At 38.4% G+C, this 24966-nt stretch carries 25 protein-coding genes, 1 other RNA gene and 1 pseudogene; 19 read left to right on the forward strand and 8 right to left on the reverse strand.

What is annotated here, in order from left to right:
- Nucleotides 1-65: 65 nt before the first annotated feature.
- Together QFZ28_RS08385 and QFZ28_RS08390 are read left to right on the forward strand one after the other, a co-directional pair.
- Entirely contained in the window at nt 66-902 is an 837-nt protein-coding gene (locus QFZ28_RS08385; protein WP_307194205.1) for an EcsC family protein, read from the forward strand.
- Nucleotide 903: 1 nt separating this feature from the next.
- Nucleotides 904-1416 carry a MogA/MoaB family molybdenum cofactor biosynthesis protein gene (locus QFZ28_RS08390; RefSeq protein WP_307194206.1) on the forward strand — a complete coding sequence of 171 codons (513 nt, stop codon included), beginning with the start codon at nt 904-906 and terminating at the stop codon, nt 1414-1416.
- A 33-nt stretch (nt 1417-1449) separates the two neighbouring features.
- On the opposite strand, the gene QFZ28_RS08395 is transcribed toward QFZ28_RS08390, so the two are convergent.
- Both QFZ28_RS08395 and QFZ28_RS08400 read right to left on the reverse strand, forming a co-directional pair.
- Entirely contained in the window at nt 1450-1764 is a 315-nt protein-coding gene (locus tag QFZ28_RS08395) for a hypothetical protein (protein WP_307194207.1), read from the reverse strand.
- Between the two features lie 55 nt (nt 1765-1819).
- A complete protein-coding gene (locus QFZ28_RS08400; RefSeq protein WP_307194208.1) occupies nt 1820-2272 on the reverse strand; it encodes a universal stress protein in 453 nt (150 codons plus the stop codon).
- Nucleotides 2273-2375: 103 nt separating this feature from the next.
- Here QFZ28_RS08400 and QFZ28_RS08405 point away from each other — a divergent pair, with 103 nt between their 5' ends.
- From QFZ28_RS08405 to ald, 3 genes are all read left to right on the forward strand, one after another.
- A complete protein-coding gene (locus tag QFZ28_RS08405; RefSeq protein ID WP_307194209.1) occupies nt 2376-2531 on the forward strand; it encodes a hypothetical protein in 156 nt (51 codons plus the stop codon).
- Between the two features lie 126 nt (nt 2532-2657).
- Nucleotides 2658-2879: a spore coat protein gene (locus QFZ28_RS08410; protein WP_373428054.1), complete on the forward strand. Its 222-nt coding sequence runs from the start codon at nt 2658-2660 to the stop codon at nt 2877-2879.
- A 160-nt stretch (nt 2880-3039) separates the two neighbouring features.
- Entirely contained in the window at nt 3040-4161 is a 1122-nt protein-coding gene (ald, locus tag QFZ28_RS08415; RefSeq protein ID WP_307194211.1) for an alanine dehydrogenase, read from the forward strand.
- Nucleotides 4162-4312: 151 nt separating this feature from the next.
- On the opposite strand, the gene ssrS is transcribed toward ald, so the two are convergent.
- Together ssrS and QFZ28_RS08425 are read right to left on the reverse strand one after the other, a co-directional pair.
- Nucleotides 4313-4509, reverse strand: a non-coding RNA gene (gene ssrS, locus QFZ28_RS08420) — 6S RNA.
- A gap of 47 nt (nt 4510-4556) precedes the next feature.
- On the reverse strand, nt 4557-5654 hold the full coding sequence (locus QFZ28_RS08425; RefSeq protein ID WP_307194212.1) for a M24 family metallopeptidase: 1098 nt from the start codon (nt 5652-5654) through the stop codon (nt 4557-4559).
- A gap of 174 nt (nt 5655-5828) precedes the next feature.
- Between QFZ28_RS08425 and QFZ28_RS08430 the strand changes: the two genes are divergently transcribed.
- The 3 genes from QFZ28_RS08430 (at nt 5829) to QFZ28_RS08440 (ending at nt 8257) form a co-directional block, all read left to right on the forward strand.
- A complete protein-coding gene (locus QFZ28_RS08430) occupies nt 5829-6509 on the forward strand; it encodes a metal-dependent hydrolase (protein ID WP_307194213.1) in 681 nt (226 codons plus the stop codon).
- A gap of 64 nt (nt 6510-6573) precedes the next feature.
- The gene (locus QFZ28_RS08435; RefSeq protein WP_307194214.1) at nt 6574-6810 is read left to right on the forward strand and encodes a hypothetical protein; all 237 of its coding nucleotides are present in this window, start codon (nt 6574-6576) and stop codon (nt 6808-6810) included.
- A 127-nt stretch (nt 6811-6937) separates the two neighbouring features.
- Nucleotides 6938-8257 (forward strand): CBS domain-containing protein, encoded by a 1320-nt coding sequence (locus QFZ28_RS08440; RefSeq protein WP_307194215.1) that lies wholly within the window; start codon nt 6938-6940, stop codon nt 8255-8257.
- A gap of 41 nt (nt 8258-8298) precedes the next feature.
- Here QFZ28_RS08440 and QFZ28_RS08445 read toward each other — a convergent pair whose 3' ends face one another.
- On the reverse strand, nt 8299-8607 hold the full coding sequence (locus QFZ28_RS08445; protein WP_307194216.1) for a YtpI family protein: 309 nt from the start codon (nt 8605-8607) through the stop codon (nt 8299-8301).
- 95 nt (nt 8608-8702) lie between these two features.
- Here QFZ28_RS08445 and QFZ28_RS08450 point away from each other — a divergent pair, with 95 nt between their 5' ends.
- The gene (locus QFZ28_RS08450) at nt 8703-9647 is read left to right on the forward strand and encodes a DHH family phosphoesterase (RefSeq protein WP_307194217.1); all 945 of its coding nucleotides are present in this window, start codon (nt 8703-8705) and stop codon (nt 9645-9647) included.
- A gap of 39 nt (nt 9648-9686) precedes the next feature.
- Here the strand turns inward: QFZ28_RS08450 and ytrI are convergent, their stop codons facing one another.
- Both ytrI and QFZ28_RS08460 read right to left on the reverse strand, forming a co-directional pair.
- Nucleotides 9687-10190: a sporulation membrane protein YtrI gene (gene ytrI, locus QFZ28_RS08455; protein WP_307194218.1), complete on the reverse strand. Its 504-nt coding sequence runs from the start codon at nt 10188-10190 to the stop codon at nt 9687-9689.
- Complete coding sequence (locus QFZ28_RS08460; RefSeq protein ID WP_045524254.1) at nt 10187-10522, reverse strand: YtrH family sporulation protein; 336 nt, start codon at nt 10520-10522, stop codon at nt 10187-10189. The genes ytrI and QFZ28_RS08460 overlap by 4 nt, the downstream gene beginning before the upstream one ends.
- A gap of 152 nt (nt 10523-10674) precedes the next feature.
- Between QFZ28_RS08460 and dnaE the strand changes: the two are divergent.
- The 8 genes and pseudogenes from dnaE to QFZ28_RS08500 all read left to right on the forward strand — a co-directional run bounded on the left by dnaE (nt 10675) and on the right by QFZ28_RS08500 (nt 21737).
- Nucleotides 10675-14038 (forward strand): annotated as a pseudogene (gene dnaE / locus QFZ28_RS08465) (DNA polymerase III subunit alpha).
- A gap of 129 nt (nt 14039-14167) precedes the next feature.
- Nucleotides 14168-15406 carry an NAD(P)-dependent malic enzyme gene (locus QFZ28_RS08470; protein WP_307194219.1) on the forward strand — a complete coding sequence of 413 codons (1239 nt, stop codon included), beginning with the start codon at nt 14168-14170 and terminating at the stop codon, nt 15404-15406.
- 7 nt (nt 15407-15413) lie between these two features.
- The gene (locus QFZ28_RS08475; protein WP_307194220.1) at nt 15414-16037 is read left to right on the forward strand and encodes a FadR/GntR family transcriptional regulator; all 624 of its coding nucleotides are present in this window, start codon (nt 15414-15416) and stop codon (nt 16035-16037) included.
- A gap of 201 nt (nt 16038-16238) precedes the next feature.
- Nucleotides 16239-17114, forward strand: coding sequence for an acetyl-CoA carboxylase, carboxyltransferase subunit beta (gene accD / locus QFZ28_RS08480; protein ID WP_307194221.1), 876 nt, complete (start codon nt 16239-16241; stop codon nt 17112-17114).
- Complete coding sequence (gene accA / locus QFZ28_RS08485; RefSeq protein ID WP_307194222.1) at nt 17108-18082, forward strand: acetyl-CoA carboxylase carboxyl transferase subunit alpha; 975 nt, start codon at nt 17108-17110, stop codon at nt 18080-18082. The genes accD and accA overlap by 7 nt, the downstream gene beginning before the upstream one ends.
- Nucleotides 18083-18380: 298 nt before the next feature.
- Complete coding sequence (gene pfkA / locus QFZ28_RS08490) at nt 18381-19340, forward strand: 6-phosphofructokinase (protein ID WP_307194223.1); 960 nt, start codon at nt 18381-18383, stop codon at nt 19338-19340.
- 165 nt (nt 19341-19505) lie between these two features.
- The gene (gene pyk / locus QFZ28_RS08495) at nt 19506-21266 is read left to right on the forward strand and encodes a pyruvate kinase (RefSeq protein ID WP_307196983.1); all 1761 of its coding nucleotides are present in this window, start codon (nt 19506-19508) and stop codon (nt 21264-21266) included.
- Nucleotides 21267-21350: 84 nt separating this feature from the next.
- Nucleotides 21351-21737 carry an FxsA family protein gene (locus QFZ28_RS08500; RefSeq protein WP_307194224.1) on the forward strand — a complete coding sequence of 129 codons (387 nt, stop codon included), beginning with the start codon at nt 21351-21353 and terminating at the stop codon, nt 21735-21737.
- A gap of 38 nt (nt 21738-21775) precedes the next feature.
- Here the strand turns inward: QFZ28_RS08500 and ytvI are convergent, their stop codons facing one another.
- On the reverse strand, nt 21776-22891 hold the full coding sequence (gene ytvI / locus QFZ28_RS08505; RefSeq protein WP_307194225.1) for a sporulation integral membrane protein YtvI: 1116 nt from the start codon (nt 22889-22891) through the stop codon (nt 21776-21778).
- 102 nt (nt 22892-22993) lie between these two features.
- Here ytvI and QFZ28_RS08510 point away from each other — a divergent pair, with 102 nt between their 5' ends.
- Together QFZ28_RS08510 and citZ are read left to right on the forward strand one after the other, a co-directional pair.
- The gene (locus QFZ28_RS08510) at nt 22994-23455 is read left to right on the forward strand and encodes a DUF441 domain-containing protein (protein WP_307194226.1); all 462 of its coding nucleotides are present in this window, start codon (nt 22994-22996) and stop codon (nt 23453-23455) included.
- Between the two features lie 360 nt (nt 23456-23815).
- Nucleotides 23816-24934: a citrate synthase gene (gene citZ, locus QFZ28_RS08515; protein ID WP_307194227.1), complete on the forward strand. Its 1119-nt coding sequence runs from the start codon at nt 23816-23818 to the stop codon at nt 24932-24934.
- The last annotated feature ends 32 nt before the right edge of the window (nt 24935-24966 follow it).

Here is a 24966-nt window from a genome sequence, read left to right on the forward strand (position 1 = left end):
TTTATGTATATTTCTTTGTGATATACTGAGGGAAATAGTCAAAGTGAAGCAAGGAGGGATTGTCTATGCCATTAACGGACCGGGAAACAGAGGTATTGAATGAAATTAGGGAGTGGGAAGAGCATTTATTAAACTACGAGGCAAATGACCTGCAGCTTACGTATGAAAAATATTTGGAACGTTCATTCTCTTTATTACCTGAAAAAGTTCAAAGTCAATTTTTTTCAGTTATTGATACCTGGTTGTTCCATTTGCACGGTATGATTCAGGGCTCTCAATTACAGATGGACGCAAAGGAAAGAATCCTATCTTCAGGTCGTGTTTTTAATAAGGATTTGCAACAAATTGAGGATTTAACAAAATTGGACATTGATCAGTTACAGTACATAGCCATGCAGCAAATTGCAAGGCACCGATTATATTCCTTTGCGCAGGGGGGCTTAGCAGGGACAGGCGGACCGCTCCTTTTGGGTACAGACATTCCTGCGATGGCCGTTATTAACTTAAGGGTGGTTCAATTAATTGCCATGACATATGGGTTTGAGGTGAATACACCTTATGAGATGATGAGTTCATTAAAGGTCTTTCATACTGCGACACTGCCTCCTCGTCTGCAAAAAGAGGGATGGTCGGTGTTAAGGAATGAAATGAAGTCAAGCCGTGATCATTATTTTTATGAAGGAAATGAAGAAATCACTGATGTAACCTGGCTGGAACAGCCAATTCAACAATTACTAAAAGCTATGGTCATTACGGTGTTCCGAAAAAGGCTCATTCAAGGTATCCCGCTGGTTAGTATGGCCATTGGTGCAGGGACTAATTATCAATTAACAAGAAAAGTTACGGAATTTGCCCATAACTATTACCAATTGCGCTATCTTAATCAGAAAGAGGAAATCTAAAATGAGTACAACGGAACATAAAGAAGGAGCTCCAAAAACTGTTAATTGTAAAGTCATTACCGTAAGTGATACGAGAAATAAGGATACAGATAAAAGTGGCAGGCTGATGATTGAATTGCTGGAACAAGCCGGGCATGCCATTGTTGACTATTGTATCGTCAAAGATGAAGCCTCTCCTATAAAAGAGGCTATCTTACAAGGATGTGACCGCGAAGATATTGATGTCATCCTAACAAATGGAGGGACGGGAATCGCAAAGCGCGATGTCACAATTGAAACTGTTCAAAGTGTACTAGATAAAGAAATAGTTGGATTTGGAGAATTATTTAGGATGTTGAGCTATCAAGAGGATATTGGCTCGGCAGCTATACTTTCACGAGCTATTGCCGGCGTGGTTAAGGATAAGGCTGTCTTTTCTACACCCGGTTCAACAGGGGCCGTAAAGCTGGCGATGAATAAATTAATCCTTCCTGAGATTGGCCATGTAGTTAGAGAGATAAAAAAAGATTTATAGCCTAAATGAGCTCCCTTCTACAGGGAGCTCATTTTAATTATGCATTTTTTCCGATACGGTTTGATTTGCTCGGTACCAGAGCCATAAATCATTAATGATGGAAGCCAATTCAGCTATCTCACTGTTTAATTCACATGATTTTTTAAAATTACTTTCATTAGAAAGTTGTGCTTGTTTTTGATTGATTGTACTTTCAAGTTCTGCAATCCGATCAGGAATCGAACCTCGAATTTTTTCCCAATGAAACAGGATTGCTTGCTGGGTTTCCTCGCTATATTGTGCCCATTCTATTTCTAGATTGGGAATAGAAATGCCAAGCCGTTGATCGTAGGAAAAATGTTCTTTCATGTGACAGCCTCCAAGACGAGTTATTCTTTTATTTTACACCACATCTAGAGAGCATTCACGAATTTATTTTTTGAGTACGGACAATGAGGACATCACATGGGGAGTAACGAGTAATATGTTCTGAGACACTGCCAATCAAGAACCTTTCAACTGCATTCATACCAGTGGCGCCGCAAACAATTAAATCAATACCATGTTTTTTAGCAATTTCCTTTGGAATTTTCACTTTTGGAGAGCCATATTCGATTTCATATTGAACATGCATAATCCCTGCAGCTTTTGCTTGATCTTGATATTTTTCAAGCATGTCTACAGCAAGTTTGTCTGCACGTTCGGCAATATCTGGGTCATATGAATCAATTAACATAAATGACCTTGTGTCGATAACATGTGCTAATAATAATTTTGCGTGGTTTCTTTTAGCAATTTCAATCGATTTTTCCAGGGCCCACTCTGATTCTTTTGAACCGTCAATCGCAACTAATATATGGTCATATCTTCCTCCCATGGGAATCCCTCCTTACCTAAATTATACATTATTTTCTAGGGATAAATGTTTCAATTTTTCGAAAAATAAAGGGGTAATTATCCATAGAAGGGAGAATGGACAAATGTCTAAACAAGATCCGAATAAAACATTTTTATTTGAGTTTGATGAAAGAGGAACTAATGAGGTAAGTGAACAAATTATGGATTCCTATAATAGCGGATATATTGACCAGGAGACAGGACAAATAAGAAGTGAAGTATTCCAGGTTAACGAATAATAGCAAACTAAACTCGCCATGAGGCGAGTTTTTCTATGCTTGTGTCTACTAAAATTTTTATACTTATGGACATTTACCCAAGAGTTGAGTTTTCTAAGTGCATATTCTTTAGTGAGTGAAGTATAAATGAGGAGGAAAAGATTTATGCACATGAATCAAAATGATATGAGGTTTGGCTTCGGCTTTGGCCGTCCAGGCTTTGGTTTTGGCCGCCGTCGATTTGGATTTCCATTGGGATTCTTAGGAGGATTAGCTCTAGGGGCAGCATTAAGTCCACGGCCTTACTATTATCCGTACCCGCCGTATCCGTATCCATATTATCCTTATCCGTATTACCCTTGGTATTAAGAAATGTTTAAATTAAAAGCTTTGCTAGGTGCAAAGCTTTTTGCCTTTTAGTAATATTATATTAAATAGATTTGGGTTCAAAGGATTTTTTTGGTAAAATGAAAGTGTTTTCGCAGTTAAAAGCATTTAACTTTGCACAATCTTAATTGGGGGTTTATACATGCGGATCGGCGTTCCTAAAGAGATAAAAAATAATGAAAATCGTGTTGCGATGACACCGGCTGGCGTTTTCAATATACTTAAATTTGGACACGAAGTTTATATTGAAAAAGGAGCAGGTCAAGGTTCTGGTTTTACGGATGAAGATTACGTTTCTGCAGGTGCAAAAATAGTAGAGACCGCATTTGAAGTATGGTCAATGGAAATGGTAATGAAGGTTAAAGAACCTCTGCCAAGTGAGTACCAATATTTCCGTGAAGGATTAATTCTATTTACATATTTACATTTAGCTCCAGAGCCTGAATTAACTAAGGCTTTAATTGATAATAAAGTAGTTGGTATTGCTTATGAAACGGTTCAGCTGCCTAATAGATCATTACCTTTATTAACGCCAATGAGTGAAGTAGCTGGAAGAATGGCTGCACAAATAGGGGCACAATTTCTAGAAAAGGTTCATGGTGGAAAAGGAATTCTACTTTCTGGGGTACCTGGGGTACAAAGAGGAAGTGTTACGATTATCGGTGGCGGCGTAGCAGGAACAAATGCTGCGAAAATGGCAATCGGACTTGGAGCAAAAGTTACGATTATTGACTTGAACCCAGAGCGTCTCCGTCAGTTAGATGATATTTTTGGATCGGATGTTACAACCTTGATATCCAACCCTTACAATATCGCCGAAGCTGTGAAAGATTCTGACGTTGTGATTGGTGCAGTACTAATTCCAGGAGCTAAAGCTCCAAAATTAGTAACAGAAGAAATGATTCGATCCATGAATCCAGGAAGTGTAGTAGTTGATATTGCGATTGACCAAGGCGGTATTTTCGAAACAACTGACCGGATTACTACACACGATCATCCAACATACATTAAACATGGGGTAGTTCATTATGCTGTTGCAAATATGCCTGGAGCGGTACCAAGAACATCCACGATTGCATTAACAAACGTTACCGTACCTTATGCCATCCAAATTGCCAATAAAGGTTTTAGACAGGCATGCCTGGAGAATGAAGCATTACTTAAGGGGATTAATACACTAGGCGGCTTCGCAACTTATGAAGCCGTTGCAGAAGCTCATGGACTGCAATACTCCGATACAAAATCATTACTTGGTCAAGTGTGAAAACTTGATTCGGACAGCATTACTTATGGAACCACCCAAGCTGTCCACATGCGGACTTGATCCGTACATTTTGGTTTACCAAACATTGTCCGATTTCCTAAAATAAAGAAAAGCCAGCTTCATACCGAAGCTGGCAGTTGGATTTCATCATTATAGAGCCGCATTTGCCGTACCTCATATAAGAAAGTTTTAAACCACCACTCCTCAAAGTGGGTGTTCGCAGAAGCCTTCCTGCATGTCCTCCATGTCGTATAGACAGAGGCTTGTCATTATAGCTTCGATAGTAAAACTCCCTTTTACAGCTTAAAGGTTAAAACTTTATTATCACTACGAGCAACGCAGCTTGTATTAGTATAATACTCCAATTCCTTCCCGACTGCAATGGTAAAAAATTCTTATCTAATGATTTGTAGTTCTTTAGGGAACTTAGTTAAGATTTTAGCTCCGTCAGCAGTAATATAAATATCATCCTCAATCCTTACGCCTGCTATACCAGGTACATAAATTCCTGGTTCAATGGTATACACCATTCCTTCTTCAATTACCAAGTGGTTTGTTTCCGTCATGGAAGGATACTCATGTACACTTATTCCTAATCCATGACCAAGACGGTGTGGAAAATATTCTCCATAACCTGCATCCGAAATGATTTTTCGTGCTGTTAAGTCAACCTTAGCAGCAGTTACACCAGGTCTGCTTGCTTCAACAGAGGCTAACTGTGCCTTTAGCACAGTATCATATATTTCTTTTTGTTTTTCATTAATATCACCATAAGCTACTGTTCTTGTAATATCTGAACAATAGCGATCCACAACTACACCTAAATCAAATAATACTAAGTCACCCTTTTTAATTTTTGTACTGCCGGGATTACCGTGAGGGGAAGCTGCATTTGCACCAGTCAGAACCATAGTTGAGAATGACATTTCCGTTACGCCCTTTTGCTTAAGTGCATACTCGACAGCATTAAGAACCTCTAATTCCGTTCTGCCTTCTTTAATTTCGCTGCAGCCGACTTCTATTGCGTAATCAGCTAAGGCACAAGCTTCTTCAATAATTTTTAATTCCTTCGCGTCTTTAATCATTCGCAGCTTTCTTAATTTTTCTTCGGCGGAAACAAAAGCAGCACTTGGAAATAAAGCAGATAGCTGTTCGTAGCGTTCCACATTCAAATGTTCTTTTTCAATTGCGACGTTTCGTACAGTGCTGATTCTTTTATTGATAGAGGTATGTACTAGTTCCCATGGATTGTCGATATCGCTATAGCCGATAATTTCTTGGTTCCAGCCGGAGTTTCTGACATCATGAACCTCCATTCCTGGACAGACGAGGAAGGGCTCATCTTCTTGGAACAGTGCAAGTGCCAGTAAACGTTCATGTGGATTTGAGAAAAATCCACTTAAATAAAATACATTTTCAGAAGAGGTGATGAAGCTGACTTCAATCCCATTTTCCTTCATCCATGCTTGAAGTTTTTGTAATCGTTGGTTCATTTTTTCTCCTCCTTAACTAAACAGTCCCATTTGAGGGTATCAATTTTAAATCCAAGTGTAAACAATCTTCCTTTATCATGTGCTAAATTCCCCCATTTGTGGATATAAATGAGGAAGGAAATTAGAAGTTTTTATGGAAATACATATTATCAACAAAAAAGAGGAGATGGGAAAATGAAAGTATCTTATCATGGGCATTCGGTTATTCAAATTCAGGTCAATGGCAAAAACATTATCATTGATCCTTTTATTACTGGAAACCAATTAACAGATTTAAAATTAGAAGATGTAAATCCAGATGTGATCATCCTCACTCACGGTCACAGTGATCACGTAGGAGATACCGTTGAGTTGGCGAAAAGAAACAATGCTCTTGTTATAGCCAATCATGAGCTCTCTACATTCTTAGGGTGGCAGGGAGTCAATACTTATGCTATGCATATCGGCGGTGCTCACGAATTTGAATTTGGAAAGGTAAAATTAACACAAGCCTTTCATGGGTCAAGCTATATAACAGAAAATAATGAAATTATCTACTGTGGTATGCCAGCTGGTATTTTATTTATGGCAGAAGGTAAAACGGTCTATCATGCTGGTGATACAGCATTATTTTCTGATATGAAGCTAATTGGGGAAAGACATCCGATTGATTTAGCCTTCTTGCCCATTGGTGATAATTTTACAATGGGACCGGAGGACGCAGCGTATGCTGCAAAATTACTTGGAGCAAAAACAATTGTTCCGATCCATTACAATACATTCCCGCCAATTAAGCAGGATCCAAAACAATTTATTGAGATGCTTGAAAATAAGAATGGAAAAGTCCTGGAATCTGGAGATTTTATCGAATTATAATACTTTTTTATCCCTTCAATGCATAAAGTGAAACAAGCAGTAGTTTTGAAGGGAGACAACAAAATTGAAAAAAAACAGATATTTATTATGTTTGTTGCTATGTAGTTTTATGCTTTATTTTGCTGTGCCAAGACTATCGATTTTTGCAGAAGGACTTGAAGGGACTTTTGCTCTAACCTGGCTGGCGTTTGCATTAATTGTTATTGCAGGAAATCTCACAGCCATGTTGTATAGTCCAAAAAAGGCAGTAAAAAAACGGCAGCAGTTCCGAGTTAACAAAAAATCACGATCTTATTATTAATAGCTATACTGCTTAGGGGAGCCTGTAAAATCGGCTCCCTTTGTGTTGGTTTATTGTTCAAAATAATGGTATAAATAATATATCGTATATTATTATTAATTAAAGGGTTAAGAAATGGGTGAAGGTCTTGGCTACAAAACATGAACAGATTTTGCAATATATTGATGAACTTCCTGTTGGGGAAAAAATATCAGTACGGCAAATCGCCAAGGCGATGACTGTTAGTGAAGGTACAGCTTATCGAGCAATCAAGGAAGCTGAAAATAAAGGTTATGTAAGTACAATCGAACGTGTAGGCACGATCAGGATTGAACGAAAGAAAAAAGAAAATATTGAAAAGCTTACTTTTGCAGAGGTCGTTAATATTGTAGAGGGTCAGGTTTTAGGCGGAAAGACTGGCTTGCATAAAACGCTTAATAAATTTGTTATCGGTGCCATGAAACTTGAGGCAATGATGCGCTACACTGGTCCTGACAACTTGTTAATCGTCGGAAACCGTACGCAGGCGCAGGAACTTGCACTGAAAGCAGGTGCAGCTGTCTTAATAACCGGTGGTTTCGATACCGAGGATCATATCAAGAAGCTGGCAGATAGTTTAGAAATGCCAATCATATCAACAAGTTATGATACCTTTACAGTGGCAACGATGATAAACCGTGCCATCTATGACCAGTTAATAAAGAAAGAAATTATTCTGGTTGAGGATATCCTGACACCTCTTACCGAGACATATTATCTTAAAACTTCTGATAAGGTTTCTAGGTGGCATACGCTCAATCTCGAAACCACCCATAGCCGTTATCCTGTTGTGGATCATAATATGAAGATTCAGGGAATGGTAACCGCCAAAGATATTATGGGGCAAGAATCTGATATGACCATCGAAAAGATTATGACTAAACAGCCAATGACTGTTTCTGGTAAAACAAGTGTTGCTTCAACTGCACATATGATGGTTTGGGAAGGTATAGAAGTTCTTCCGGTCGTTGATGATGCTAACCGGCTTGAAGGGATTATTAGCAGACAGGATGTTTTAAAAGCACTGCAAATGAATCAGCGTCAGCCACAGGTAGGAGAAACACTTGATGATATCGTCACTAACCAAATGGTGTTAATGAGAGGTAAAGCGAAAGGGGAAGAAGTGTATACTTGTGAAGTTACCCCGCAAATGACAAACCATCTCGGAACCATTTCTTATGGCGTATTTACCACGATTGTTTCGGATGCTGCGAACAGGATTTTAAGGAGCTATAAAAAAGGAGACTTGGTTGTAGAGAATATGACCATTTACTTTTTAAAGCCTGTACAGATGGAAAGTATTTTAGAAATCTATCCGAGAGTTCTAGAAGTGGGCCGTAAGTTTGGAAAGGTAGACGTCGAGGTCTTTAATGATGGGATTTTAGTTGGGAAGGCAATGATGATGTGTCAGCTGATTGATCGGAATTAACAAAAAAGCCGCTACCAAAGGGTAAGCGGCTCTCCCATTGATTACTGAGCATTATAGTTTTCAGCTTCTTCCGCAGCAAATGGCAGGTAATGTTTATATTTCTTCACTCCCACCCAGGTAAATACTGCTCCATAAACAATAAAGATTACTGAAACAATTGTTGTAACAGTCGTTTGTGAAATGAAGAAGATATGGTTAATGCCAAATAAACTGACAAACAACCCTAGTGCTATATTAGATTTTGCAGCAAGCCATTTCTTCTCAACTGGACGGCTGCTTCTAAAATACTTGGTTTTATAAAATAAATAAAAAGCAAATAGGATGACGATGAAAAAAACCAGAGCTGACATTATATTACCTCCAAGCCAAAAATTCTCTTGTTCATTGTACATATTATTTTAACAAAATACTACCCTTGCTTCAAAACAATAAAGAGGTGATCACATTGAATGAAAAAATATTAGAAATGATTGAACAGTATGAAACCATAATCGTCCATCGCCATGTCCGTCCAGATCCTGATGCGTATGGTTCTCAATGCGGATTAGTTGAAATACTAAAAGCATCTTATCCAAATAAAAAGGTGTACGCAGTTGGAAAAGAAGAAAGATCGCTCCATTTTATGCGCCGTTTGGATATCATTGAGGATGAGGTATATAAAGGAGCACTGGTAATTGTTTGTGATACCGCTAATGAGGAGCGAATTTGTGATCGAAGGTATACATTAGGCGATAAACTCATTAAAATAGACCATCATCCAAATGAAGATCCGTATGGTGATTTATTATGGGTGGATACAAGTGCAAGTTCATGCAGTGAGATGATTTATGAATTTTACTTATTTGGCAAGGACAGAGGGTTAAAATTAAATGATGAGGCTGCAAGGCTATTGTTTGGTGGTATTGTAGGTGATACAGGAAGATTCCTTTTTCCAAGCACTACAGACAAAACATTTGCTTATGCAGGGGAACTCATTCATTATGATTTTTCTCGGACTGAACTCTTTGACAAAATGTACGAGCGTGATACCAATATTATTAAATTAAACGGCTACATTCTTCAAAACTTCGAAATGCAGCATAATGGTGTAGCTTCTGTCATGCTAACAAAGAAGCTATTGGATGAATACAATGCAGAGCCATCGGAGGCTTCCTTACTTGTTGGAACGTTAGGCGATGTAAAAGGGATTAAAGCGTGGGCCTTTTTTATTGAAGAGGAAGATCAAATCAGGGTACGGTTACGTTCAAAGGGACCGGTCATTAATGGAGTTGCTAGAAAGTTTAAGGGCGGGGGACATCCACTTGCCTCTGGAGCATCAATCCATTCATGGGATGAGGTTGAGCATGTAATAAAAGAACTTAGCGAAGTATGTGACAACTATCAACAATAATACAAAGAGTCGGCCGCAAACAATGCTGGCCGATTCTTCTTATTGTTCGAATTCTATTTCAAGTTGAATGGAGAGAGTGGTAAAGATGACCATTTCCTTCACCTTTAATTTGTACCGTTTGTCATTTATTTTAACCGGCTTATTTTGAATGATTTTCTTGATTAATTCTTTACTTTTATAGACGGTTTCAATGTCCTTTGCGATCATAAGACTAATGTCATCTTTTACCGAATCTTCAATTTCAGAAACACTTAGTAAGTCTAGCTTGTATTTTTCCCAATTTGTTATTTTTATAGTGATTTTCTGAATGGTTAGCTGCTCAATGGTCCGTTTATTAATCTCTTTATACTCTTCCTGCCATATCTTTTTTTCTTCCTTTAAGTCAATGATTTCTTCGCTTTGTTTATCAATTAATGCAGTATGCTTCTCCTGCCACACACCAAAAATATAAATAAAAATACACCAGCTGATTGCACCGCCAATGACCATCCCTGCAAAAAAACGCTGCCAGGAAGGTTTTCGATAATAAGGAGGAATTCTCACGATATATACTCCTGTGTTAACCAATTAATAATCAGTGCACCTGTCTGAGCACCGCCTAACGCAGAAAGGATAATAAGCAGCTGTTTAAAAATATCCCTTGTTTCTGCATTAAATAACCCTCTCTCAAAGGTGTAAACAGCGTCAAAGGTTCCGCCAATAGCAGCAACAATTGCCCATATTCTTAAGTCAGTAGACAGCCTGTATACAGCTGTCAGCGGTGGTTGTCCAGTTAGAAAGGCTGCAATTCCGCCAATTAAGGAACCGCCTAGGATAACGCCCAATGCAATAAAATAACTTTCAATAAACGTAGGAAAAAAACCAATTTCTTTCATAACCTCAACCGCCCTCACGGAATATCAATACCTTTATACATTTATATGGACAACCGTCCTTGAATATGATTTTTAAAATAAGAACATATTTTCCTTTTTTGCAGTTTGGTTCTATAATAAAGATAGGATTTTTATTTGGAAGGGGTGACAAAATGTCTTTTATTCACCTTCATGTTTATAGTGCATACAGCTTGTTAACAAGCACTGCTTCAGTTCAAGAATTGGTTCATAATGCAAAGAAAAAAGGATTTAAGGCGATTGCATTAACCGATAGAAATGTTATGTATGGAACGATTGAATTTTATAAATTATGTCTAAAAAACAATATTCAACCGATTTTGGGGTTAACCGTTGATGTAGAAAGTGAATATAGAAACGAAGAATCATTTCCATTAGTGTTACTTGCGGAAAATGAAAAGGGATTTAAGAACCTTTTAAAAATTTCTAGTGCCGTTCAAACAAAAGCGGCAAACGGTATGCCTTTTAAATGGTTAAAACATTACGCAGAAGGCCTTATTGCCATTTCTCCAGGAATAGAAGGAGAGATTGAACAAAATTTATTAAGCGGCCAACGAGAAGAAGCGGCAGCGATCATTAGAAAACTTCAGCTTATTTTTGGCAAAGAGTCATTTTTTCTAGCTGTTCAAAACCATCAATTAGAGAACGAAGCAACCGTAACACAGAGGATTCATAGCATTGCTGAGGAACTAAGTACTCCATTAGTGGCAACAAATAGAGTTCATTACCTAGAACAAGAAGATATGTTTGCTCATGAATGTCTATTAGCAATAAAAAATGGCGAGAAACTTCAGGATGAGCACCGAGAAAGATTAGAAAGCGATCAATTTTATTTGAAAAGTGCAAAGGAAATGATAGAAGTATTTTCTGAATTACCCGAAGCATTAGAGAACAGTATTACAATCGCTAAAAGATGCATAGTAAATATCGAATTGAATAAAACCTATTTACCTGAATACCCGACAGAGAACAAACAGCCGGCAGAAGATTACTTGGAAATGCTGTGTAAAAAAGGGTTAATGGAGCGCTTTACATCACCTACTCAAGAACACTATCAACGATTGTCCTATGAACTATCGGTCATTAACTCGATGAAATTTAGCAACTACTTTTTAATTGTTTGGGATTTTATGAGATATGCCCGTGAGCATGGTATTTTGACCGGCCCAGGCAGGGGATCTGCAGCAGGGTCACTGGTTGCTTATGTTTTGTATATTACCGATGTTGACCCACTAGCACATCAGTTATTGTTCGAACGCTTCTTAAATCCGGAGCGGATATCGATGCCGGATATAGATATAGATTTTCCGGACCATCGGCGGGATGAAGTAATAGAATATGTTGCAAAAAAATACGGTGAATTACATGTTGCGCAAATTGTAACGTTTGGAACCATGGCTGCCAAGGCAGCGATAAGAGATGTTGGCAGGGCTTTTGGCCTGAATACTAAGGAATTAGAACAGCTGTCAAGGCGTATTCCATCACGTTTGGGAATAAACCTTAAAGACGCATATAAAGAATCCCAGCCACTTAGAGCTTTTATCGATGAAAGCCCAGTGAATCGAAAACTCTATGAAACAGCATTAAAACTTGAGGGGCTGCCTCGACATACTTCTACACATGCTGCAGGTGTCGTTATTAGTGAGAAGCAGCTTATTGAGTTAATTCCCATTCAACAGGGACATAATCACGTTTATTTAACTCAGTATTCAATGGAATATCTTGAAGAAATTGGCTTACTGAAAATGGATTTTCTTGGTTTAAGAAACTTATCTTTAATTGAAACAATCTTATCTTCTATTCAAAAGAAAACGGGTAGAAAAGTTGATATAAAAACCATACCATTAAATGATGAAAAAACATTCGAACTGCTGGCCAGAGGAGAGACAACAGGTATTTTTCAGTTAGAATCAGACGGGATGAGGAAGGTATTATCGCGGTTGAAGCCTTCACGTTTTGAAGATATTGTTGCGGTGAATGCCTTATATCGTCCAGGACCAATGGAGAATATTCCGCTATTTATTGACCGGAAACATGGAACGGAAGCAGTAGAGTATCCACATGAGGATCTGAAACCAATCCTGGAAAATACATATGGAGTCATCGTATACCAGGAGCAAATAATGCAAATTGCCTCTACAATGGCCGGTTTTTCCCTTGGTGAAGCCGATTTACTGCGGAGGGCAGTAGGAAAGAAACAAAAGGATGTATTGGACAGGGAACGAGATCATTTTGTCCAAGGTGCTTTAAAGAAAGGTTATCATCTCGCACTGGCAAATGACATTTATAATTTAATTGTACGATTTGCCAATTATGGTTTTAATCGAAGTCACGCAGTGGCATATAGTATGATCGCCTATCAGCTTGCCTATTTAAAAGCAAATTACCCCCTTTATTTTATGGCTGGGTTGTTAACATCTGCAATTGGGAATGAAACCAAAATAGCTCAATATATTTTGGAAACAAAACAAAAGGATATCGAAATTCTGCCGCCTTCCATTAATTACAGCGGCTTTTCCTTTCAAGTAGAGAAGTCTGGTATCAGATACAGCCTTGCAGCCATTAAAAGTGTAGGTGCAGCAGCTTTAAGAGAAATTTTTCAAGCAAGGAAAAGTAAAAAGTTTGAGGATTTATTCGATTTTTGTACAAGGATATCTTCAAAAGCGATCAATCGTAAAACATTGGAGGTTCTCGTTCATTCTGGAAGCTTTGATGAATTTAACGAAGATCGTGCAGTCTTGCTTGCAAGTTTGGGATGTTGCCCTGGAGCACGCACAATTATTTAAGGTAGATGAATCAAGTCAAGTGGAGCTATTTCTTGAGGAATTTCAACTTAAGCCGAAATATGTCCAAGTTGATCACATTAGACTAGAGGATAAGCTTGCTTTTGAAAAAGAGGCTCTTGGCTTTTACCTTTCAGATCACCCGGTCTCCATTTTTGAAAAAAGACTTAAACAAGCTGGAGCCAATGTTCTCCTTGAATTATCGGCAGACCAAAAACGAGCAGCTGCTGGTGTTTATATCACATCATTGCGGAAAATTCGAACAAAAAAAGGGGAATCAATGGCCTTCCTGAATATTAGTGATTCCAGCGGTGAAATGGAAGCTGTTGTTTTTCCAGTCGTGTACAAAAAATATTCTCACTTGCTAGAACAGGGGCAATTTGCTGTGATAGAAGGAAAAGTGGAAGAACGGGATGGAAAACTTCAATTTATTATCCAACAAGCAGCTGAAATTGATACCTGGTTGAGTACAAAAATGAAGCAGGACTCGATATTATATTTAAAAATAGCCAATGAAAAACAAGACGAGCACTCTTTAAATCATTTAAAACAATTATTAAAGGAGAATGCTGGGAAAACAAAAGTAGTGTTACACTTTGAAACTAGCAAGAAAACGATTAGACTAGGCAGTGAGTTTTTGATTCACCCTAGCGGTAATCTTTTGAAAGTATTACGTGATTTTCTTGGAACGGACAATGTAGTTTTAAAAGAATAATTCTTTACAACTCTTGCAGATATGTTATAGTGGTAAATGAAGATGGGTGTGGTCTGACCACTAAAAACAGACTAGTATTCACAGTATTTACCGATATCTTTTTTGTACTAATTGAAGGGGTGACATATCTTGACATTACGGGAAGAAGCACTACATATGCATCGAATTAATAAGGGAAAGCTTGAGTCAAAATCAAAAGTAGCAGTAAGAAATGCCAAAGATTTAAGTTTAGCGTATTCTCCAGGTGTAGCCGAACCGTGTAAAGATATTTATGAGAAGCCAGAAACGGTTTACGATTACACCATGAAGGGCAATATGGTTGCTGTAGTAACAGATGGTACAGCAGTCTTGGGCCTCGGAAATATTGGTCCGGAAGCTGCACTTCCAGTAATGGAAGGTAAAGCAGTTTTATTCAAAAGCTTTGCCGGCGTCGATGCCTTCCCAATTTGCTTAAACACAACAGATGTCGAAAAAATTATTGAAACCGTTAAGTTGCTCGAGCCAACATTTGGGGGCGTGAATCTTGAAGATATCGCCGCACCAAATTGCTTTGTCATTGAGGAACGATTGAAAAAAGAAGCGAATATTCCTGTTTTCCATGATGATCAACATGGTACTGCTATTGTTACAGCAGCAGGCCTTGTGAACGCTCTAAAGCTGATTGATAAAAAAATGTCTGAAATCAAAGTGGTTGCCAATGGCGCTGGAGCAGCCGGAATTGCCATAATAAAATTATTACACAGCTATGGTGTAAGAGATATTATTATGTGTGATACAAAGGGTGCCATTTATGAAGGACGCCCGCAAGGAATGAATGACATCAAGGCAGAAGTAGCAAAATTTACAAATCGTGATAATCTCACTGGAAGCCTTGCAGATGTAATAAAAGGTGCTGATGTATTTATTGGTGTATCTGTTGAAGGAGCTCTAACAAAAGAAATGGTTGCTTCAATGAACAAAGATGCAATCATCTTTGCGATGGCTAACCCTAATCCAGAAATTATGCCGCATGAAGCAAAAGAAGCGGGAGCAAAAGTGGTAGGAACGGGCAGATCAGATTTTCCAAACCAGGTAAATAATGTCCTAGCCTTCCCTGGAATTTTCCGCGGGGCACTAGATGTCCGCGCAACACACATAAACGAGAAAATGAAAGTGGCAGCTGTTGAGGCAATAGCCAGTTTAATAGATGAATCTGAACTAAATGAGGATTATGTCATCCCTGCACCGTTTGATCCGCGCGTTGCGCCGGCTGTTGCTGCCGCAGTAGCAAAAGCAGCAATGGAAACGGGTGTTGCACGTATTAAGGTTGACCCTGAAGATGTAAGAGAAAAAACAATGAGGCTCGCTATTATAGGTAAAAGTGAGTGATTGGTAAGTGACGAATACAAAAGTATATCTTGAGATTGTTAAACAGCTAAGAGAGATGATATCTGCAGATAATTTGAAATCTGGAGATAAAATCCCATCTGAACGGGAATTATCAGAGCGCCTGAATGTCGGGCGCTCTTCCGTTCGCGAAGCTTTAAGAGCATTAGAACTGTTAGGCTTAATCGAAACCAGACGCGGTGAAGGTACTTTTATCCGTGATTTTCGGGGAAATCAACTCGTACAGCTGCTCGGGACTTTTATTCTTCAAGATGAAAAGGCAAAGTTAGACGTCATTGAAACAAAGAACCTAATAGAAATGGATTTTCTTCGGTTAGTTCTTAATAGGGCTGAAGAAAAGGAGTTATTGAAGCTAAAGAGCTTAGTTTGTGCCGATCAATTAAATGATGATCAATTCTTTTATCAACTTATTGTACTGGCAGACAATTATTTGTTTTCAAGGATATGGTTAATATTAAAGGACTATCACCATTCATTAAGTTTAATAAACGTGGGGTATAATCGTGATAGCTATTTAATGTTAATCGAAGCCTTGGTTGAAAAAGATGAGGAAAAAACATTATCTGCTTATCGCCAATTAAGAAATTTGTCTATTTTAACCGACAAATACTAACAGATTTTGAAGTATTTTTCCTTTATAGTGATAGACAAGCAATCAAGCCCCAATTGGATGTGGGCATTTTTAATGTTTGAGTGGTCTGACCAATTTTACAGGTTAGGTTTGAATTGTCATTATTTAAGGATAGACTTCAAATAAAGAATGATAAAAACTTTGCCGATTGGCAGATTTTTCGAACAAAGGAGGTTGGACAAATTGCTTAAAGAGCTTTTTACAAAAAACACGACTAAAAAGAAAAAATATGCAACGATTCCTACCGAGGCTGCAAAAAATGATGTACCAGAAGGAATCATGACAAAATGTCCGTCATGTAAAACAATCATGTACACAAAGGAACTAAATAAAAATTTGAAGGTCTGCCTGCATTGTGGACACCACTTTGCCATGAATGCAAAAGAGCGTATCGTTAGCTTTTTAGATGAAGGCAGCTTCAATGAAATAGACGAAAACATGGTTTCCGTAAACCCATTAAACTTCCCCGATTATCTGGAAAAAGTAGAAAAAGATCGTCAGAAAACGAAGATTAATGAGGCTGTTGTAACTGGGTATGGAAGTGTTAACGGTAATAATATTGTGGTTGCCATTATGGATTCTACATTTAGAATGGGTAGTATGGGTTCTGTTGTAGGGGAGAAAATTACCCGCGCAATTGAAAAAGCAGATGAAATGTCAGTGCCATTTATAATATTTACTGCCTCTGGCGGTGCTAGAATGCAAGAAGGCGTCCTTAGCTTAATGCAAATGGCAAAAACTAGTGTGGCACTAAAGAGATTCAGTGATAATGGCGGACTTATTATTTCAATTATGACTCACCCAACAACTGGCGGTGTTTCTGCAAGCTTCGCATCATTAGGAGACTATAACTTTGCAGAACCAGGGGCATTAATTGGTTTTGCCGGACGTAGAGTTATTGAACAATCCATTCGTGAGGAACTGCCTGAAGACTTTCAAACAGCGGAGTTTCTATTAAAGCATGGCCAGTTGGACGCGATTATTTCTCGTCCTGAGTTAATCGATAAAATCACAAACTTACTTGAAATCCATCAACCAGGAGGTGAGCTCGAATGGTAGGGGAATTAGAATTTGAACGCCCGATCGTGCAATTAAGAAATAAAATTGCCGAAATTAAAGAGTTTACAAAAACTGCAGATGTTGATTTATCATCCGAAATTGAAAAATTAGAATTACGACTTGAAAAACTTGAAAAAGATATTTATAACAACATAAAGCCATGGGATCGTGTTCAAATTGCCAGGCATCCAAATAGACCTACTACATTAGATTATATCTCTAATCTATTTGACGGTTTCTTTGAATGTCATGGAGACAGAGCATTTGGTGACGATGAAGCAATTGTCGGAGGTGTTGCGAAATTTCGCGGGCTTCCTGTTACCGTCATTGGCCATCAAAGAGGGAAAGATACCAAAGAAAATATCCGCAGAAACTTTGGTATGCCGCACCCGGAAGGCTATAGAAAAGCACTGCGTCTAATGAAACAGGCGGATAAATTTAATCGTCCAATCATTTGTTTTATCGATACAAAAGGTGCCTATCCAGGAAAAGCTGCAGAAGAACGAGGCCAAAGTGAAGCCATTGCACGTAATCTATTTGAAATGGCTGGACTTAAGGTTCCAGTTATTTGCATTGTCATTGGTGAGGGAGGAAGTGGTGGTGCGCTCGCGTTAGGAGTGGGCAACCGCATGTACATGCTCGAAAATTCCACCTACTCTGTTATATCACCAGAAGGAGCAGCGGCTATATTATGGAAGGATTCTGCCCTTGCGAAGAAGGCAGCAGAGTCGATGAAAATAACAGCACCCGACTTAAAGGAACTGGGTATTATCGATGATATCATTCCAGAAATTAAGGGCGGGGCACATAAAGATGTTAAGGGTCAAGCAGAAGCGATTGACAATTTCTTGAAGAAATCCTTAAAGGAACTTTTAGAACTTTCCGATGAGGAACTTGTTGCAGATCGCTATAATCGATTTAGAACGATTGGCGAATACTCATTTTTAAAGGATTATATTAGTATCTAAAACGTGCTCTCTGGGCACGTTTTAATTTTTAGTGATTATTTTCCATTTCACAATTATGTCAACAATTATCCACTATATGTAAATGTTTGCGTTTCCATTTTTAGGTTAAGCGTTTCCAGTTAACGGACAATTCCGTCTATTAAATTTACTAATATGATTGAGTTGTTATAGAGGTCTCTTTAATGGTATTTTATAAATATTCCCGGATTTTCTGTAGATAATAAATAAAGTACTTGTAAAATGAAAACTCCTTTTAGATATACATAAATAGTTGAGTAAATCACATGAGGTGGTAGAAATGAAAAAAATTGGCGTTCTAACAAGCGGCGGAGATTCACCAGGTATGAATCCGGCGATTCGGGCGGTAGTTCGAAAAGCAATATATCATAATGTAGAGGTCTATGGAATTTATGGCGGATATACGGGTTTAATTTCTGGAAACATAAAAAAACTCGAGCTTGGATCTGTTGGTGATATTATTCATCGTGGGGGCACTATGCTGCATACCGCACGATGTCCAGAATTTAAAACACCAGAGGGACAACAAAAAGGAATTGAGCAGTTAAAAGCACATGGTATTGAAGGGCTTGTTGTCATTGGTGGCGATGGTTCTTATCGCGGTGCAAGAGCTTTGACTCAGCAAGGATATCCATGTGTAGGTGTACCTGGTACGATTGATAATGATATTCCAGGAACCGAACTAACAATTGGATTTGATACTGCATTAAACACTGTTATTGATGCTTTGGACAAAATTCGTGATACGGCTACATCACATGAAAGAACCTTTGTGATTGAAGTAATGGGCAGGGACGCTGGTGACATCGCTTTGTATGCTGGTCTTGCAGGTGGTGCAGAAACCATCCTTATCCCTGAAGAAAACTTCGATATGGCTGAAATTGCAGAAAGACTTCGAAAGGGTCATGAGCGTGGTAAGAAGCATAGTATCATCATTGTTGCTGAAGGAGTTTGCGGCGGCAATGAATTTGCGAAACAGTTAAAAGAAGCTACTAATTTTGACACTAGAGTATCCGTTCTAGGGCATATACAACGCGGTGGTTCTCCAACTGCAGCGGACAGGGTACTTGCAAGCCGTTTAGGTGCAAGAGCAGTAGAATTATTAATCGAAGGTAAAGGCGGACGTGCTGTAGGGATGGAAAGTAATCGTGTTGTAGATTACGATATCGTTGAAGCATTAGAGAGAAAACACGCACTAGACCTAGACCTTGTTAAACTTTCAAAAGAACTATCTATCTAACCAGTGTTTTAAATTATTATAATCTAGCTCCGGTCGCCATCGGCTCTATGGTCTAAGCCAATCCGGCAAGAAGGTTAAAAAGCAACCTTCTTGCCGGCTCGTCTTATGCTTGTCGCCGATAAACAGGCGCCCTACGCTTTTTAATTTAGGAGGAAATAAAGAATGTTGCGTAAAACGAAAATTGTCTGTACGATCGGCCCTGCAAGTGAAAGTGTAGAAAAGTTAACCCAATTAATCGAATCTGGTATGAATGTTGCTCGTTTAAATTTTTCTCATGGTGACTTTGAAGAGCATGGACAGCGAATCCAAAATATTCGTGAAGCCTCAAAACTAACAGGTAAAACTGTTGCCATTCTCCTTGATACAAAAGGTCCGGAAATCCGCACGAATAATATGGTAAATGGAGCAATTGAACTTAAATCAGGGGAAAATATTATTGTTTCGATGACTGAAGTCGAAGGTACCACAGAAAAATTTTCAATTACATACCCTGGATTAATTGATGATGTGCATGTGGGCTCTAAAATATTATTAGATGATGGTTTAATTGGACTAGAAGTTCTTAATATTGATAAGGCCCAAAATGAAATTCTGACAAAAATTCTTAACAGTGGAACCTTGAAGAACAAAAAAGGTGTTAACGTCCCTGGAGTATCGGTAAAACTTCCGGGTATTACTGAAAAAGACACAAATGATATCATTTTTGGAATTGAACAAGGTGTTGATTTTATTGCGGCATCTTTTGTACGACGTGCAAGCGATGTAATGGAAATTCGTCAGCTGTTAGAGGAAAAGCAGGCTACCCACATCCATATTATCCCTAAGATTGAAAACCAAGAAGGCGTCGATAACATTGATGAAATCCTTGAAATTTCAGACGGTTTAATGGTGGCACGTGGTGACCTAGGTGTAGAAATACCAGCTGAAGAAGTACCACTTGTACAAAAAATGTTAATCAAGAAGTGTAATGCGCATGGTAAACCTGTTATTACCGCTACACAAATGCTTGATTCAATGCAGCGTAATCCGCGTCCAACACGTGCCGAGGCTAGTGACGTAGCCAATGCAATCTTTGATGGTACAGATGCAATCATGTTATCAGGTGAAACAGCTGCTGGAATTTATCCAGTTGAAGCTGTGCAAACCATGCATAATATTGCTTCTAGAGCGGAACAAGCACTAGATCATAAAGAAATTTTATCGGCACGCAGTAAAGATACAGAACACAATCTTACTGATGCTATTGGTCAGTCAGTTGCGCATACCGCTTTAAATCTTGATGCAAACGCAATTGTGGCACCAACTGAAAGTGGTCATACTGCTAGGATGATATCTAAATACCGTACAAAGGCACCAATCGTGGCAGTAACAGCCAATGAGCAAATTTGCCGCCGTTTAGCGCTTGTATGGGGTGTATATCCTAAGCTTGGAAGAATGTGCAGCTCTACGGACGAAATGCTCGACAGCGCTGTTGAGGAAAGTGTGAACAGCGGAATTGTCAAACATGGTGATTTAGTTGTTATCACTGCTGGTGTTCCAGTTGGAGAAGCAGGTACAACAAACTTAATGAAAATTCATGTAGTTGGCGATATTCTGGCTAGAGCACAAGGAATCGGTCGGAAGTCTGCTTTCGGTAAAGTGGTAATTGCCCATAATGCAGGAGAAGCAATCGAGAAGGTTAAGCCAGGTTCCATTTTAGTTACGCTTGGTTCAGACCGTGATATGGTACCAGCGATTGAAAAATGTGCTGCTCTTATTACTCAAGAGGGCGGGTTAACCAGCCATGCTGCGGTAGTCGGCCTTAACTTAGGTATTCCTGTAATTGTAGGTGTAGAAAATGCACTTGAGTTATTTAGAGATGGTCAAGAAATCACTGTGGACGCGACAAGAGGTGTCATTTATAACGGGCACGCTAGTGTACTATAAAATCAGGAAAGAAGGGATATTCCCTTCTTTTTTTTTATCATTCGGTATATAATAAATTAAAGCTTGTTTGAAGGAGATAAAACAATGCGCTATTTAGCTTTATTAATTATTGTCATACCTGCAATAGATATCGGATTCCTGCTATTATCAGGTAAAACAATCGGATTACTGCCCACGATTGCACTTATCATTCTAACAGGAGTAGTTGGGGCCTATTTGGCCAAGAGAGAAGGATTGCAGACCATAAAGAGAGCTCAGGAACAGCTTGCTTATGGTCAAATTCCTGGTGAATCTGTTCTTGATGGCATATGTATTCTTATTGGTGCTACCCTGTTAGTAACCCCTGGATTTTTTACCGATTTATTTGGATTTTTATTATTATTTCCTCCATCTAGAAAGCCTTTTAAATATCTAATGATTAACGCTTTACGGAAGAGAATACAAAATGGAAATATCAAAATTATCAAATAAAAACGTCAACTTCCTGTGGAGGTTGACGTTTTTATTTATTAGACCTCTTTTCCTTTAACAAAGGTCCATATATCGTGAAACACATTTGCACGGTAAAGAGTGTTAATAATGACCAGAGTGACAGGGCCCAAAATTAAACCTAGAAAGCCAATTAGTTTAAATCCGACGAACAAGGCGATTAGGGTGGCTAATGGATCAAGACCAATATTGGATGAGAGTATTTTTGGCTCCATAATTTGTCTCTGCACGATTACGAGTAAATACAGGACTCCTAAGCCTATTGCAAGGCTTATATCCCCTGCAATGACCTCATATATAATCCATGGTACAAAAACCGCTCCGGTGCCAAGGTATGGGATAATATCTATAATACCTGTTATCAAAGCGATGGTAATAGCATAATCAATGCGGAGTACAAGAAGGCCAATTAAAATAATTACGGTTGTAATAGATATAAGGGTTAGCTGAGCCTTTAAAAAGCCAAATAAAGCCTTCTGCAAATCGGCAAATACAGTTTTACCACTTGTTTTAGCCTTTTCGGGTAAAATGGTGCTGCTGATACGTGATAGTCGGTTCCAATCCTTACTAATAAAAAAGGTTGCTAAAAAGGAAAAGATTAGTACAGTTGCGGCATTTGGGAACCAGGATAAGATGACTGGTATGTTGCCGAATAAATTTTGGATGAAGTTTCCAACGGTTGTTCCAATGGTAGTACCAACATTTTTTATATTAGAAATGATGGTGTTTTGCTGCCCATCTTCTAATTGATTAAACATACTTGTTAATTGATTATAAAGAGGGATAATTTGAGCAGTTATATACTCCTCAATATAACCGATTAAGGTATCCAAATGCTCCGGAACAACCCGTGCAAGGTAATTTGCGCCTGAAACCAATTCAGCTACTAAAAGTGTAACTAAGCCTGCAACAAGGGCAAATATGATGATCAAAGCTATAAAAACGGCTAAGCTACGGGGCATTCGAAGTTTTTTCTCAAAAATGTTCACAATTGGGTTGATAAAAAAGGCAATTACTAAGGCGATAAGAAATGGATAGGTCACTTTTGACAAATAATAAAATGATAGAAGTGCGAGAACCACGATGCCAATGACTAAGAAGAACCTAAAGGTTCGATACAAGTACTTTTTATCCAATAACATGCCTCCTTAACCAGTCTTTTAGGTAGCTCTAGTTTAACATTTTTTGTACAAAGCTGCATGATTTTCCATATTGTAAGAAGAGGAAGGATGAAATATATGTTTAATCAGCCATTATTGTTTCTATTACTACTTTTAATCATTGGACTTATCGCAAAAAATAACTCATTGTTGATCGCTATTGTGGTTTTATTACTTTTGAAATTAGGCGGACTTGAAACAAAAACCTTTTCCTTTATTCAGAGTAAAGGTATTAATTGGGGAGTTACGGTCATCACAATAGCAGTATTAGCTCCGATTGCCTCTGGTGAAATCGGTTTTAAAGATTTGACAAGTGCTTTTAAATCACCGCTTGCTTGGGTAGCTCTTATTTCAGGGATGGCCGTTGCCTTATTAGCAAAGGGTGGAGTATCTCTCTTACAAAATGATCCGCATATTACAACGGCACTTGTTTTAGGGACCATACTATCCGTATCCATTTTCAAAGGTGTGGCTGTAGGTCCTCTTATTGGTGCCGGAATAGCCTATACAGCAATGAAAATCATTGATTTTTTTAGTTAGCTGTTTTGTGAAATAATATTTTTTTTGAACTTTTCAGCCCCTTTTCATTCACAAAAATCTGATAATTGTTTATAATAGGACTTGAAAGCGCATCCTTTTTTACATAAATCACATAAATATGCTAGATTACTTGTAAAGTAACTTTTTATTAATTAAAAGTTATTTCGCTTGCTGGCTTTTTTCCGAGCAAGCGCTCAATCTAGATATTGTTTAAAAAGGGCGCTAGTGATTCATAATTGAAATGGAGATTTTCTTTCAACATAGCTGTGACCAAGAAACAGTTTCAGCTGATAAAAATACTTCTTTTAACAAAAGGGTAATGGGTATTGGGGAAATTAGAATGAGAAGGAGAGATTTTCTATGACAGTAACTCGAGGTCTTGAAGGGGTAGTGGCAACAACTTCTTCGATCAGCTCAATTATTGATGATACGTTAACGTATGTTGGGTATGGCATCGATGATTTAGCTGAGAATGCAAGCTTTGAAGAAGTAATTTATTTATTGTGGCACCGCAGACTACCAACTGAGCCTGAATTAACAGAATTAAAAAAACAGCTATCAGAAAATGCAGCACTTCCACAAGAAGTCATTGAGCATTTTAAGATGTATCCGATTGAAAAAGTTCATCCTATGGCTGCACTGCGTTCCGCTGTTTCCTTACTAGGTCTTTATGACGAAGAAGCTGATTCTATGGATCCAGAGTCAAACTATCAAAAGGCAATTCGTCTTCAAGCAAAAATGCCTGCGATTGTGTCAACGTTCGCGCGTGTTAGAAAAGGTCTGGAACCAATTGCACCAAGAACTGATTTAAGCTTTGCTGCAAACTTTCTTTACATGTTGACTGGGAATGAGCCTGATGAAATCGCAGTTAACGCGATGGACAAAGCTCTTGTACTGCATGCTGATCATGAACTTAACGCATCTACATTTACTGCAAGAGTTTGTGTAGCTACTTTATCAGATGTTTATTCTGGTGTAACAGCTGCAATCGGAGCGCTTAAAGGACCATTGCACGGCGGTGCAAATGAAGCAGTAATGAAAATGCTTAAAGAAATTGGTACAATTGAAAATGTTGAGCCCTATGTTCGTGGAAAACTTGAGAAGAAAGAAAAAATCATGGGCTTTGGACACCGCGTTTATCGCTCAGGCGATCCTCGTGCAAAACATTTGAGAGCCATGTCCAAAAAATTAACAGAGCTGACAGGTGAGCCGCATTGGTATGCAATGTCTGAAAAAATTGAGAGCATCGTTACGGGCGAAAAGAAATTACCGCCAAACGTAGATTTCTACTCAGCGTCCATGTACCACAGCTTAGGTATTGACCATGACCTGTTTACACCAATCTTTGCAGTCAGCAGGGTTTCAGGATGGCTTGCTCACATTCTAGAACAGTATGATAACAATCGATTAATTCGTCCACGTGCTGAATATACAGGTCCTGGCATGCAGACATATGTACCAATTAATCAAAGAGGTTAATAAATATTTACTTTTTTCAAAAAAATTGTTCT

The organism is Neobacillus niacini (assembly GCF_030817695.1).
GTDB lineage: Bacteria > Bacillota > Bacilli > Bacillales > Cytobacillaceae > Neobacillus > Neobacillus niacini_F.

Bases quoted from the DNA above. Each gene is read 5' to 3' on its own strand.
- QFZ28_RS08385 (WP_307194205.1), top strand. From the start codon at position 66: ATGCCATTAACGGACCGGGAAACAGAGGTATTGAATGAAATTAGGGAG.
- QFZ28_RS08390 (WP_307194206.1), top strand. From the start codon at position 904: ATGAGTACAACGGAACATAAAGAAGGAGCTCCAAAAACTGTTAATTGT.
- QFZ28_RS08395 (WP_307194207.1), bottom strand. From the start codon at position 1,764: ATGAAAGAACATTTTTCCTACGATCAACGGCTTGGCATTTCTATTCCC.
- QFZ28_RS08400 (WP_307194208.1), bottom strand. From the start codon at position 2,272: ATGGGAGGAAGATATGACCATATATTAGTTGCGATTGACGGTTCAAAA.
- QFZ28_RS08405 (WP_307194209.1), top strand. From the start codon at position 2,376: ATGTCTAAACAAGATCCGAATAAAACATTTTTATTTGAGTTTGATGAA.
- QFZ28_RS08410 (WP_373428054.1), top strand. From the start codon at position 2,658: ATGAGGAGGAAAAGATTTATGCACATGAATCAAAATGATATGAGGTTT.
- ald (WP_307194211.1), top strand. From the start codon at position 3,040: ATGCGGATCGGCGTTCCTAAAGAGATAAAAAATAATGAAAATCGTGTT.
- QFZ28_RS08425 (WP_307194212.1), bottom strand. From the start codon at position 5,654: ATGAACCAACGATTACAAAAACTTCAAGCATGGATGAAGGAAAATGGG.
- QFZ28_RS08430 (WP_307194213.1), top strand. From the start codon at position 5,829: ATGAAAGTATCTTATCATGGGCATTCGGTTATTCAAATTCAGGTCAAT.
- QFZ28_RS08445 (WP_307194216.1), bottom strand. From the start codon at position 8,607: ATGTCAGCTCTGGTTTTTTTCATCGTCATCCTATTTGCTTTTTATTTA.
- QFZ28_RS08460 (WP_045524254.1), bottom strand. From the start codon at position 10,522: ATGAAAGAAATTGGTTTTTTTCCTACGTTTATTGAAAGTTATTTTATT.
- accA (WP_307194222.1), top strand. From the start codon at position 17,108: ATGGTAGGGGAATTAGAATTTGAACGCCCGATCGTGCAATTAAGAAAT.
- pfkA (WP_307194223.1), top strand. From the start codon at position 18,381: ATGAAAAAAATTGGCGTTCTAACAAGCGGCGGAGATTCACCAGGTATG.
- QFZ28_RS08500 (WP_307194224.1), top strand. From the start codon at position 21,351: ATGCGCTATTTAGCTTTATTAATTATTGTCATACCTGCAATAGATATC.
- QFZ28_RS08510 (WP_307194226.1), top strand. From the start codon at position 22,994: ATGTTTAATCAGCCATTATTGTTTCTATTACTACTTTTAATCATTGGA.
- citZ (WP_307194227.1), top strand. From the start codon at position 23,816: ATGACAGTAACTCGAGGTCTTGAAGGGGTAGTGGCAACAACTTCTTCG.